Annotated in this window: 11 protein-coding genes; 7 read left to right on the top strand and 4 right to left on the bottom strand. The window is 45.1% G+C overall.

Annotated elements, in window-relative coordinates:
- The first annotated feature begins 131 nt into the window (after nucleotides 1-131).
- The 5 genes from H6G17_RS01285 to H6G17_RS01265 all read left to right on the top strand — a co-directional run bounded on the left by H6G17_RS01285 (nucleotide 132) and on the right by H6G17_RS01265 (nucleotide 6,790).
- Nucleotides 132-2,681 carry a glycogen/starch/alpha-glucan phosphorylase gene (locus H6G17_RS01285; RefSeq protein ID WP_192153551.1) on the top strand — a complete coding sequence of 850 codons (2,550 nt, stop codon included), beginning with the start codon at nucleotides 132-134 and terminating at the stop codon, nucleotides 2,679-2,681.
- Between the two features lie 171 nt (nucleotides 2,682-2,852).
- A complete protein-coding gene (gap, locus tag H6G17_RS01280; RefSeq protein WP_192153550.1) occupies nucleotides 2,853-3,902 on the top strand; it encodes a type I glyceraldehyde-3-phosphate dehydrogenase in 1,050 nt (349 codons plus the stop codon).
- Nucleotides 3,903-3,970: 68 nt separating this feature from the next.
- Nucleotides 3,971-4,609, top strand: coding sequence for a histidine phosphatase family protein (locus tag H6G17_RS01275; RefSeq protein ID WP_192153549.1), 639 nt, complete (start codon nucleotides 3,971-3,973; stop codon nucleotides 4,607-4,609).
- A 157-nt stretch (nucleotides 4,610-4,766) separates the two neighbouring features.
- Nucleotides 4,767-5,462 (top strand): class I SAM-dependent methyltransferase, encoded by a 696-nt coding sequence (locus H6G17_RS01270; protein ID WP_192153548.1) that lies wholly within the window; start codon nucleotides 4,767-4,769, stop codon nucleotides 5,460-5,462.
- A 110-nt stretch (nucleotides 5,463-5,572) separates the two neighbouring features.
- On the top strand, nucleotides 5,573-6,790 hold the full coding sequence (locus H6G17_RS01265) for an acetate kinase (RefSeq protein ID WP_192153547.1): 1,218 nt from the start codon (nucleotides 5,573-5,575) through the stop codon (nucleotides 6,788-6,790).
- 160 nt (nucleotides 6,791-6,950) lie between these two features.
- Here the strand turns inward: H6G17_RS01265 and H6G17_RS01260 are convergent, their stop codons facing one another.
- Nucleotides 6,951-7,235, bottom strand: a complete 285-nt coding sequence (locus tag H6G17_RS01260) for a tetratricopeptide repeat protein (RefSeq protein ID WP_192153546.1) — start codon at nucleotides 7,233-7,235, stop codon at nucleotides 6,951-6,953.
- A 326-nt stretch (nucleotides 7,236-7,561) separates the two neighbouring features.
- Complete coding sequence (locus H6G17_RS01255; protein ID WP_192153545.1) at nucleotides 7,562-8,071, bottom strand: hypothetical protein; 510 nt, start codon at nucleotides 8,069-8,071, stop codon at nucleotides 7,562-7,564.
- Between the two features lie 397 nt (nucleotides 8,072-8,468).
- On the opposite strand from H6G17_RS01255, the gene H6G17_RS01250 reads away from it, so the two are divergent.
- Nucleotides 8,469-9,041, top strand: a complete 573-nt coding sequence (locus tag H6G17_RS01250) for a DUF2808 domain-containing protein (protein ID WP_192153544.1) — start codon at nucleotides 8,469-8,471, stop codon at nucleotides 9,039-9,041.
- Nucleotides 9,042-9,162: 121 nt separating this feature from the next.
- Here the strand turns inward: H6G17_RS01250 and H6G17_RS01245 are convergent, their stop codons facing one another.
- Nucleotides 9,163-9,972, bottom strand: a complete 810-nt coding sequence (locus H6G17_RS01245) for a metal ABC transporter ATP-binding protein (protein WP_347276394.1) — start codon at nucleotides 9,970-9,972, stop codon at nucleotides 9,163-9,165.
- A 6-nt stretch (nucleotides 9,973-9,978) separates the two neighbouring features.
- On the bottom strand, nucleotides 9,979-10,971 hold the full coding sequence (locus tag H6G17_RS01240) for a zinc ABC transporter substrate-binding protein (RefSeq protein ID WP_192153543.1): 993 nt from the start codon (nucleotides 10,969-10,971) through the stop codon (nucleotides 9,979-9,981).
- A 343-nt stretch (nucleotides 10,972-11,314) separates the two neighbouring features.
- Here H6G17_RS01240 and H6G17_RS01235 point away from each other — a divergent pair, with 343 nt between their 5' ends.
- On the top strand, nucleotides 11,315-12,904 hold the full coding sequence (locus H6G17_RS01235; RefSeq protein ID WP_192153592.1) for an iron uptake porin: 1,590 nt from the start codon (nucleotides 11,315-11,317) through the stop codon (nucleotides 12,902-12,904).
- The last annotated feature ends 31 nt before the right edge of the window (nucleotides 12,905-12,935 follow it).

The following is a 12,935-nucleotide window of genomic DNA, read 5'->3' as shown; positions in this document are numbered from 1 at the left end:
ACCAAGATCAGGAAATTTTGAATGTTGACTTTTAACTTTTAACTTTTGACTTCCCTTGTAATCATTGTGACTTTTGTAGTAGTAAAAATCGGGCAAGGTTAATAGCAGGAGACAGTTAATAGGAATTGAATATGCAAATACAAGAATCCCAGGTGCAAGGTCAAGATACGGGGATGCTGATGGAAGACGATCGCACGGGGATCGGCGTGGAGACACTGAAGCGAGCGTTTTTAGATAACTTATTCTACGTCCAAGGCAAGTTTCCTGCCCTTGCCACCAAACACGATTACTACATGGCACTTGCCTATACAGTACGCGATCGCCTCCTGCAACGTTGGGTAAATACAGCCGCAATCTACACCCAGCAGGGATCCCGTACTGTTGCCTATCTCTCAGCTGAGTTTCTGATGGGTCCGCATTTGGGTAATAACCTAATCAATTTGGGCATTTACAACCAAGTGCAGCAAGCCATGACCGAGTTAAAACTCGATCTGAAAGAATTACTCGCTAAAGAAGAGGAACCAGGTTTAGGTAATGGGGGTTTGGGTCGGTTAGCTGCTTGTTACCTCGATTCCTTGGCAAGCTTGGAAATTCCTACCCTTGGCTATGGTATCCGCTACGAATTTGGCATTTTCGATCAACTGATTCGTAACGGCTGGCAGGTTGAGAAAACTGATAAATGGCTGCGCTATGGCAACCCCTGGGAAATTGCTCGTCCAGAATGGGCGGTTTCAGTGAAATTTGGCGGTCGTACCGAAGCACATAAAAATGCTCAAGGACGCTATCAGGTACGCTGGATTCCTCACAAAGTTGTCCTGGGTATTCCCTACGATACGCCGATTTTGGGTTACAAGGTCAACACAGCTAATACCTTGCGATTGTGGAAAGCCGAAGCACCAGAATCTTTTGATTTTGAAGCTTTCAATCGCGGTAACTACTACGGTGCGGTGGATCAAAAAGTTACCTCGGAAAACTTAACCAAGGTACTTTATCCCAATGACGAAACTTACGAAGGTAAGCAATTACGGTTAGAACAGCAGTATTTCTTTGTTTCCTGCGCCTTGCAAGATATGCTGCGGATCATGTTGCGGCAGAAATTGCCCTTAGAACAGTTCCACGAAAAATTCGCCGTTCAACTCAACGATACTCATCCCGCGATCGCAGTTGCCGAATTGATGCGATTGTTGTTGGACGAACACGAAATGGACTGGGAACCCGCTTGGGACATTACCCAGAAAACTTTTGGTTACACCAACCATACTTTACTGCCAGAAGCTTTAGAAAAGTGGTCGCTGAAGTTATTTAGCAGCCTTCTTCCCCGTCATTTAGAAATCATTTACGAAATTAATTGGCGCTTTTTAGAACAGGTACGGCATAAATTTGGTACGGATGAAGGACGGATCGGACGGTTATCGCTGATTGATGAAAACGATGGTAAATTCGTGCGGATGGCACACCTCGCCTGCGTTGGTAGCCACAAAATTAACGGAGTCGCAGAACTCCACAGCGAATTGCTACAAAAAACCACGCTGTTAGACTTTTACGAGTTTTTCCCTGAAAAATTCACCAACGTCACAAATGGCGTAACTCCCCGTCGTTGGATTGTCTTGAGTAACCCCAAACTAACAAATCTGATAACCAGTTGTATCGGAGATAATTGGATCAAACATTTAGAAGACGTACAACGAATAGAAACCTACGCTGAAGATCCTGGGTTTCAACAAGAATGGCAGCAGATCAAGCGGGAAAATAAAGTTAACGTCGCTGAAATTTTACTCGATCGCACGGGTGTTAAAGTCGATCCCGACTCCCTATTTGACATTCAAGTCAAGCGCATTCACCAATACAAGCGCCAACACCTGAATATATTGCACGCAATTACGCTTTACAACCAAATCAAGCAAAATCCCAATCTAGATATTACCCCCCGTACCTTAATCTTTGCTGGCAAAGCCGCCCCTGGTTATTACATCGCCAAGTTGATAATTAAACTGATCAACTCCGTAGCTGAAGTGGTCAACAAAGATCCAGATATTGGCGATCGCCTGAAAGTTGTCTTTTTACCAGATTACAACGTCAAAAATAGCCAACCGATCTATCCCGCCGCCGACCTTTCCGAACAAATTTCCACCGCAGGTAAAGAAGCATCCGGCACTGGTAACATGAAGTTTGCCATGAATGGGGCATTAACCATTGGCACTCTCGACGGCGCGAACATCGAGATCCGCAATGCTGTGGGGGCAGAAAATTTCTTTCTATTTGGCTTGACAACAGAGGACGTTGGTGCTTTAAGATTAACCGGATATCGTCCTTGGGAATATTACGAAGAAAACCCGCAATTGAAACAAGCAATCGACCAAATCGCCTCTGGATACTTTTCTCATGGCGATCGCCGCTTATTCAAACCGCTAGTAGACTTGTTACTTGACAAAGACCCCTTCATGTTAATGGCAGATTACCAACCGTACATCGATTGCCAACAGCAAGTATCTCAGACATACCGCGATCGCGATCGGTGGTTGCAAATGTCAATTCTAAATACAGCCCGCATGGGTAAATTTTCCTCAGACCGTTCCATCCACGAGTACTGCCAGCAGATCTGGAAAGTGCAACCCGTTCCGGTACAATTGGCAGCAGAAAAAACTGGCGATGGTTGGTTTGGGACAGTGGCTAGTGGCTAGGAAATTTTAGATTTTAGATTTGGGATTTTAGATTGAATCTCGTAAATTCTTCTGACTCCTGGCTCCTGTACGGGCGGGTTTAGCAAAGAGATTGATGGCTTCGGCGCAAAATTTTTGGTCAAAACCCGCCCCTACGACTCACTACAAATGACAAATGACAAATGACGAATTATGTTAAAAATCGGCATTAATGGTTTTGGTCGAATTGGACGTTTAGTAGCGCGGGTAGCAGCACAAAACCCGCAAGTGGAGATTGTCGGGATCAATGACCTCGTTCCCCCCGATAATCTTGCTTATTTGTTCAAATACGACTCCACCCACGGTACTTATAGCGGTCGGGTCGATACAAAAGAAGATGGACTCGTCATCGACGGTAAGTTCGTCCCTTGTACGGCGATCAAAAACCCGGCTGAGTTGCCTTGGGGCAGTTTGGGTGCAGATTATGTCGTGGAATCTACAGGTTTGTTTACCACCTACGATGGGGCATCCAATCACCTTAAAGCAGGGGCGAAACGAGTAGTCATTTCTGCTCCTACCAAAGACCCCGAACGGGTTCCAACGCTGTTGATGGGTGTGAATCACGACAAATTCGATCCGCAAAAAGATGCGATCGTCTCTAACGCTAGCTGTACCACTAACTGTCTGGCTCCCATTGCCAAAGTCATCGACGATAAATTCGGCTTGACAGAAGGCTTAATGACCACCGTACACGCTATGACCGCTACCCAACCTACTGTAGATGGTCCTAGTAAGAAAGATTGGCGCGGCGGACGTGGGGCAGCTCAAAATATCATTCCTTCCTCAACTGGGGCGGCGAAAGCTGTAGCATTGGTTTTGCCTCAACTCAAGGGTAAGCTTACCGGAATGGCATTTCGCGTACCTACCCCCGATGTTTCTGTCGTCGATTTGACCTTCAAGACAGAGAAAGCTACCAGCTACAAAGAGATCTGTGCGGCAATGAAGGAAGCCTCCCAAAATGGCTTAGCAGGCATTCTCGGCTACACCGAAGATGAAGTCGTATCGATGGATTTTCGCACCGATGCTCGTTCTAGTATCTTTGATGCTGGTGCAGGTATCGAGTTGAATTCCAACTTTTTCAAAGTCGTTTCTTGGTATGACAACGAGTGGGGTTACTCCTGTCGCGTTCTCGATCTGATGCTCTACATGGCACAGAAAGAAGGCATATTAACAGGCGATCGCCCCTTGGTCGCTGCTTCTTAACGGTAGTTGGTAGTTGGTAGTTGTTATTACCAACTACCCATTACCAATTACCCATTACCAATCAAAACATGAGTCTCAAACTCTACTTGCTACGGCACGGAGAAACAGAATACAGTCGGACGGGAGGTTTTTGTGGCGATTTAGACCCAGAACTGACCCCAGAAGGGATGTTGATGGCAAAGGCGTTTGGCGAAACTTATCGTTCTCTGCCTTGGACGGCGGTTTATGTCAGTCCGATGAAACGCACGATCGCAACTGCAAAACCATTATGCGATGCGATCGCGATGGATATGCAATTGCGCGACGGATTGAAGGAGATTCGCTACGGCAAATGGGAAGGACAAACGCTGGAATTTGTCAAGCAACATTACGAAGAAGATTACGTCCGATGGTTGACGGAACCAGCTTGGAATCCGCCGACTGAAGGTGAAACTGGTGTTCAAATTGCCAGCCGCGTCATGCCTGTTATTTCTGAAATTGAAGCTAAATGTCCTACGGGCAATGTTTTGGTCGTCTCTCACAAAGCCACGATTAGAATTATTCTTTGCAGTTTACTCGGAATCGATGTCGGACGTTATCGCGATCGCATTACTGCTTTAGCTGCTTCTGTTAGTATTGTCAAATTTGACGTACACGGTCCTTTACTCGAAGTGTTGGGCGATCGCTATCATCTAGATGCAGAATTACGTAATTTACCAGGAACGTAATAATCGACAAATATATCTATAAATATCTCATTTTTGCTCTAAGTATTTTACCTAAACTAAGATCTGAAACATTCGCGATCGCTCTTTCTCTTCAATTTTGCGCGCTTGAGTAAGTCCGAGTTCAAAATTCACTCACAATTAAATCCAAATAGAGCTTATGCAAACTATTTATGTCGATGGAACTTACCTCGAAAATAATCCATCTTATGGTGTTGAAGATTCACCTTGGAAAGCCCAGCAAATTCTGAGTATAATTCGGAAAAATCAGTTAAATCCTCGTTCTATTTGTGAAATTGGCTGCGGTGCTGGCGAGATTTTAAGACAACTACAGTTATCCTTACCAGAGCAGGTGAGATTTCAAGGATATGATATCTCACCTCAAGCAATCCAACTCTCTCGACAGCGCCAAAATCAAAATTTATCTTTTGCCTGTGAAGATATAACTAAAATAGAGATCGATCCTTTCGATATTTTACTCTGTATCGACGTGTTCGAGCATGTAGAAGACTATTTAAATTTTTTGAGACAGTTAAAACCCAAATCTAAATATAAAATTTTTCATATTCCTCTAGACATGTCAGCTCAATTTGTTTTGCGAGCTGAACCGATTTTGTGGATGCGAGAGAACGTCGGTCATATACATTACTTTATGAAAGATACAGCTCTTTTGACTTTGAAAGATGCTGGCTACAAAATTTTAGATTATTGTTACACTGCCGAGCATGTCGATCGCCCGAAATCCTTTAAAGCTCGATCGCTAAGTCTACCGCGAAAAATTTTACATGCGATCGCCCCAGATGTTACAGTACGGCTACTAGGAGGATACTCGCTATTAGTCCTAGCAGAATCTTAGAGCTATATACATCTTTAGACACTCAACAAATTGCTGCCGAAAATCTAGGATCCGAGTGGAATTCAAGTCGGAAAACTGATAACTGATAACTGTTAACTGATAACTGACTTATGAAAATCCTCGTACTCAACGCCGGATCGAGCAGCCAAAAAAGTTGTCTCTACGAAATTACGGGAGATGGAATTTTAGAGCAACCAGTTGAGCCATTGTGGGAAGCCACGATAGACTGGACGGGAAAATTGGAAGTCGGCTTACTAAAAGTAAAAACCTCTCATGGAGCATCGATAAAAACAGAAATTCCTGTCAAAGAACGACAGCAGGCGATCGCCCAAATGCTCGATACTTTAATGCAAGGCGAGACACAGGTGATTTCCGATTTAGCTGAAATCCAACTCGTCGGACACCGTGTCGTTCACGGCGGACAGCATTACTCTCAGCCGACTCGCATCACTCCCGAGGTGAAAGCAGCGATAAAAGAACTAGCAAACCTTGCACCCGCACACAATCCCGTCAATTTAGAGGGAATTGAGGCGATCGAGCAAACTTTACCACAAATACCGCAAGTAGCAGTATTCGACACTGCTTTTCACAGTTCCATTCCCCTTGTTGCAGCCGTTTACCCCATCCCTTACGAGTTGTCCGAACAAGGAATTCGCCGTTACGGTTTTCACGGAATCAGTCATGAATACGTATCCCGCCGCGCTGCTTATTTGTTGGGTAAACCTAATTCCCTCAGATTAATTACCTGTCATTTAGGTAACGGTTGTTCTTTAGCAGCAATCCGCGATGGGATCTGCATCAGTACAACAATGGGATTTACACCCCTTGAAGGACTAATGATGGGGACGCGATCCGGTTCTATCGATCCCAGCATTCTCCTCTATCTATTGGGACAGGGTTACAATACCGAGCAGTTAGACGAGATGCTCAATAAACGATCGGGACTGAAAGGCGTTTCTGGTATTAGTGGGGATATGCGCCGAATCAGCCAAGCGATCGCCGAGGGAAACGATCGCGCTAAATTAGCATTTGAGATTTATATCCATCGCTTGCGATCGCACATCGGTTCGATGCTAGTCTCCCTATCAGGATTAGATGTACTTGTCTTCACTGCTGGGGTGGGAGAAAATCACCCTCTAACTCGTACAGCCACCTGTGAAGCTTTTAAATTTCTGGGATTGAAACTCGATCCCAGTAAAAATCAAGCTTCCCCTAAGGATGCAGACATCGCCACCTCTGATTCAAATATCCGCGTTTTAGTGATCCAAACCCAAGAAGATTGGGCGATCGCTCAATCTTGCTGGAATTTGTTGAATCAGGAGTCGTAGGGGCGGGTTTAGAGCAACAGATTTACGAGTTATGACAAAAATCCACATTCAAAACCCGCCCGTACAAGAGTCGCAAGAAGAGAGAATCGCCCAGAGTCACCCAGAGTCGGAGAGTCGGGGTGAACAACCAATTACCCATTACCAACTACCAACTACCCATTTACTGCATCTTCTCGATATAATCCAACACCATCTCATAATTAGCCATTCTGCCTTGGGCGAGGAAGAGTTCTGCGGCAGCACGAAAATCTGACAACGCACCCATGCGATCGCCTAAATTTAACCTCATAAAGCCGCGATTGCCAAAAGCTCTGGCATTCTCAGGATTCATCACTACCGCTTCGTCGTAGCTTTGAATAGCTCCTACGTAATCCCCACCATCAGCCCTAGCTGCTGCTTGCTTCATGAAGTCTTCAGCAGTCGTCGCTTCTTCAACAACTTTCATGTTTATTCCTCGCAGGTTTGCAGCTAAAAAATTTCTTTGCTATGTTGAAGAATTTACAACAAGGTGACGCAAAAAATTAAGTAGCTAGAAACAAAAATCTACCATTCTAACTCGAAGAAAGTTTGTTCTTCTCGATACAATTTCTTTAAATTTGAGCGCAAAGTGACCTACTCTCAGCGATCGCTAAGTTCAATTGAAGGCGATCGCTTCATTTCTTTGCCATCAAAAGCCAAATAACATAATTTTAATTAATTAAGAGTAATAAATCTTAAATAAAAAGTAGGATGGGCAATGCCCACCCTACTAGGAAAATCTGCTAAGTCAAATTAGTTAACTTCAGCTTTTTGGCGAAAGCACCAAACTAATAATGTACCACCAACCGAGAGTTTCACAGCTTCTAGCAGCCAGTAACCAGCGTGCAATTGATTCATCACAGAAGGAATTTCTGGAACGGACTCAAATACATTCAGCGGCATTCCCACAGCACACATACTGGGAGTGAGAAAATAGGTATTAATTAGGGCGATCGCTAGCAACAGCGAAGATAAAATTGCGGCTTTCCAAGCCAAATTAGCATGATATGATTGCGATTTGCCGAGTGCTAAAACCCCTGTCAATACCAAGGCAGCAGAAAGTAATTCAATCCGATTAAAATTCCAAAACATGAAATAGCCTGCTGATGTAAATCCAGGTTGAGTCATCATCCCAGACACATACAAACTAGGCATAATTACCCAGTCCAAAAGCAAGCTACCACCAAGCCAAAGCCCTAAAGTCAAGATGACAACAGTTTGCCAAATGGGTTGCTTCAATTGAGTGGTTGATGCAACAGTCATATCAAATCCCCTAATTGAATTAGTTACCGATCGCTTTGTAGAGACGTTACATGTAACATCTCTACAAAGCGATCGGTAATTGGCGATTGGCTACCTATTACCGACCGCCAATTACCGATCGCCGATTACCTTTAGCTTAGCTAATTGTTAGTCAACTAAATGTGAATTATGTTTGAACTCTAAGTTGCGAATTAATAAGAAGAAAGTTTTTTTCAGCTTTAAAAGTAAGAAATATTACAATAAAGTTAGTAGTTGGTAATGGGTAATTGGTTGTTCACACTCAGCTCTCTTCTCGCGACTTCTGTACGGGCGGGTTTTGAACGTGGATTTATTGCCATAACTCGTAAATCTGTTGCTAAACCCGCCCCTACGACTCCCTGATTTACAGATAGATAGTATGGTGAGACAAATTATCAGATTGTTGGGAACCGCGATCGCGGTAGGTTTGGGTTTAGGTGGAGTAATTCCCTCAACCGTACAAGCCGTGAAGCTAGGAGACGGTTCAGTTGCTTTTGTACAACCGCCAGATCTACTGGAAGCAACAACCACTTTTGATAGCGTCAGCGTTTGGGGCGCAACTTACTACTTCACGATCGCCATTCCCAAAGCAGCAAGCGAACCCTTACAACGGGTGACGATTCATCAAAAGGAAGGCGCGGACAACATTCGTTACAAGCTCGATGATACCCGGGCATTTGTGGGAACCCGCCGCGATCGCGGTGACAAAATTCAATTAGGCGAAGTTACCCACGATCGAGAAACGCGAACGGTGACAGTCAATTTCGATCCCCCAATTCCCCCTGGTAGAGCAATTACAATCGGTCTCAGACCGAGAGCGAATCCCACAACCTCTGGAGTTTATCTATTTGGTGTCACCGCTTTTCCGCCAGGGGAAAAAGTCCGCAGTCAATTCATGGGTTTCGGTCGGTTACATTTCTACAACAACGGTGGTAGTAGAGACATTTTTTGAATCAGTTATCAGTTATCAGCGAAGAGTGGTAGTTGGTAATTGGTAATTGGTAGTTGTTTTCTCTCTCAGCTCAAGAGTAGCTCCCTCCGTTTTGACTTCTGACTTTTGACTTTTGACTTTTCTAATGCCGATGATGGTAGCGGCTGTAGTTGGGACCGTAAGTTGCTAGTAAGTTTTGTGGAGATAGGGCAATTTCGGGCGTACCCGTGCAAATTAGGCTTTGGTTGAGACAGAGAACGCGATCGCAGTGACGGTTGACCATATCTAAATCGTGGGAGATCTGCAATACCGTCCAATTTTCCTGTTGTTTGAGTTCGTTTAATAAGTTGTAGAAATCGGCTGCCCCTTGTGCGTCTACACCAGCAAAAGCCTCATCCAAGATTAATAGCTGCCGTGGTATTACCAAACAATACGCTAACAGCACCCGTTTTAATTCACCCCCACTGAGGCTACCAATTGGCTGTCGGCGCAGATGATAGCCATCAACTCGTTTCAATGCTCGGTCAATCGCCTCCTTTTTTCCCTCCGGTCGAAGATGCGTTGAATCGACCGTAGGGACGCACATCTGTGCGCCCCTACCCTGTTGTCTCTCCACGTATCCCAACCCAACTAATTCGCTGGCAGAAATCGGAAAACTGCGATCGAAGATAAAATTTTGCGGCATGTAGCCGATCTGATGGCACAATTTCCCCAAGCGTTCTAAGGGGCGATCGAAAATTTCAACTTTGCCCGCAGCGCGGGGAATTGTCCCTAGCAATGCTTGTACGAGGGTGCTTTTCCCCGCGCCGTTGGGACCGACGATCGCTGTATCCGTCCCTGAAATCAGTTCAAAGGAAACATCGCGGACGGCGAGATAGTTTCCTTGGTAAACTGTTAAGTCTTCTACCTTCAGAATCGGGTATTTGTTACTAGTTATTTCTGAATGATTCACAATTATTTACTGACAAGCCGATTCTAATAATTTGAGGTTGGCTTTCATTGCCGTGAAATAATATTGGGGATTCGTCTCTCCTGTCTCCAGAGGATCTAGAGGTCTGAAAGTCAAGTTTAAATCTTGCGAAAGATTTTTTAGCAACCTGTTATCTGTCCCTGGTTCGCCAAACACCGCTTTGACGTTATATTTTTTCACCGCCGCGATCGCCCTTTGAATATCCTGGGGCGATAATTGGTCTTCGGGAATTTCTACTACTGCTACTTGTTTGAGTTTGTAACGTTGTGCCAAATAAGGATAGGCATCGTGGAAGGTGACAAACGTGCAGTTAGGATATTTTTGTAACCTTCGCCTAAACTCGCGATCGAGTGCCTGCAACTGTTGGATGTAGTTGGCAGCGTTAGTAGTGTAAGTCGCTTTATTCTGTGGATCGGCAGCAATTAAGCCATCTCGAATGTTATTGACTTGTTTTTGCGCCAAGACGGGATCGAGCCAAACGTGGGGATTACCCTCAGCGTGTTCGTGTCCGTGTCCGTGTTCTTCTTCTGAAGTGGTTTCTTCCACTGGGGAGATTTCTGTTACAGGTTTTATGCCTTGACTTGCTTCGACTTGTTTCAACTTGGAGTTACCCGCATTTTTGACCGTATCTTCCAGAAATTCCTCCAAGCCCAAACCGTTTTTGACTAAAACATCAGCCGTGGCGATCGCCTGCACGTTAGCTGGTGTTGCTTGATATTCGTGGACTTCCGTACCAGGCGGGACTAAAATTTCTACTTGCGCCTCCTCTCCCGCTACTGCTTTGGTAAACCAGTACATCGGTAAAAATGTCGTCACTACCTTTGACCGATCCGACGGCGAGGCAACTGTCTCCACTTGAGGCGCAGGTGGCGGCGAACTAGCTTGGTTATTGCAGCCCGTAGCAATTGATGACAGTAGGAGTGACATCAAGGGTAGGCTGAGTTGCCATCTAGTCCAATATCGCAAGTAGCAGCGGCTCACAATTTTTCTCCTGGCATTGGCTAAAGGGTTGCGTTTGAACCAGAAGTCTATTTTACAACTACAATGAGAATCAATATCATCTTATTCTCCGATCGCAAGAGTGAGTCACTACCTTTGGTATATGTTGCGACTACTCATCAATTATGAGTAGTAATGGCAACCCCCCTAAGATAGGAAATTTAAATAAAAAATTGTTGAAAAAATACAGCCAAAGTCGCTTGTTTTCTGTCAAACTATTGACAAAAAGTTGCACGCTCTTGCTATCAGATGTAGTCACGACTTCATAGTTGCTATGACTTCATAGAAGCGAGAGAGCAACATCTTGGTGTGAGGAAAGTAAATGATGAATAAAAGCTTGTGGCGATCGCTTTTGGCTAGTCCGGTAGTTTTTGCAACTATATTAGCTTGTAGCCCGTTGTTCCCTGCCGCAGCAAATCCAAAGACTAGCAATACTATGGCGCAGGTGACTTCAGTTTCCCAGTTATCAGACGTGCAACCGACTGACTGGGCTTTTCAGGCATTGCAATCTTTGGTAGAGCGTTACGGTTGTATTGCGGGTTATCCTGATGGCACGTATCGCGGGAATCGAGCCTTAACGAGATATGAGTTCGCGGCGGGATTAAATGCTTGTTTGGATCGAGTCAACGAGTTGATTGCTACGGCAACAACCGACTTAGTGACCAAAGAAGACTTAGCTACCTTACAAAAGTTACAAGAAGAGTTTGGCACAGAACTTGCTACCTTGCGCGGTCGAGTCGATAGCTTGGAAGCAGCAACCGCCGAATTAGAAGCAAATCAGTTTTCTACCACCACGAAACTAAGTGGAGTTGTTGTTGCCGCAGTATCGGATATTTTTAGCGGTGACACTACTGACGGCGGTGAGATTGACGACAATACCATTTTTACTAACAGAGCAAGGTTAGAATTCAACACCAGCTTCACTGGCAAGGATCTACTGTATACGCTGATCTCTGCGGGAAATTTTAGAGGGTACTCGGGCATTACTGGTACAAATGAGGGCGAACTATCTTTTGAACGCGCCCAAGATGAAGAAGAACCAGATAACGATGTTGGTCTAGAAACTCTAGAATACACTTTCCCCCTTGGTGAGAGTACAGAAGTTACCCTAGCTGCTGCTGGCGCTGCTTTCTATGACTTTACTGATACAGTGACGCTGTTTGACGGTGACGGCGATTCAGGTGCGCTGTCACTATACGGTACGCGCAACCCGCTTTACAATCTTGGCGATGGCGCTGGGTTGGGAATCAAGCACCAGTTTGGCGACAGTTTTGAAGTCAGTTTGGGATACTTGGGAGCAGAGGCAAGCGATCCGGCGGATGGCAGTGGTATATTCAATGGACCTTACGCGGCGATCGGTCAAGTGTTGTTTAAAGGAGGCGATCGCTTCAAGCTCGGTTTAACATACGTTCATGGCTACAACGCCTCGGATACTGACACAGGCAGCCTTGCAGCTAATCCCAGCAGCTTCATCGCTGACGAACTCGGTATTGATGCACCAACCTCTACCGACACATACGGCGTACAGCTTTCTTGGCAAGTCACCGATGGGATTGTGATTGGTGGTTGGGCTGGCTACAACAACACTCGCCTGCTTTCTTCTGTCGGGGGACAATTAGATCGAGGCACTTTAGACATTTGGAACTATGCCGTCACCCTTGGTTTTCCAGATTTGGGCAAAGAAGGCAGTTTACTCGGTTTTGTCTTTGGCATGGAACCAAAGGTCACCGAGTCTACTATCGACCAAATCGCCGAGGATGAGAATGATTCCTTCCATATTGAAGGGTTCTACCAATATCAACTTACCGATAACATTGCCGTCACTCCAGGCGTAATTTGGATCACCTCACCTGGGTTCAACGACGACAACGATGACGCAATTATCGGCGCGCTGAGGACGACATTTAGTTTCTAAACATCATGTAGAGACGTGATATGTCACGTCT

The organism is Chroococcidiopsis sp. [FACHB-1243] (genome assembly GCF_014696895.1).
Classification (GTDB): Bacteria; Cyanobacteriota; Cyanobacteriia; order Cyanobacteriales; family Chroococcidiopsidaceae; genus Chroococcidiopsis.
Note: the sequence above shows the minus strand (reverse complement) of the source record. Positions and strands in the feature narration are given on the sequence as shown.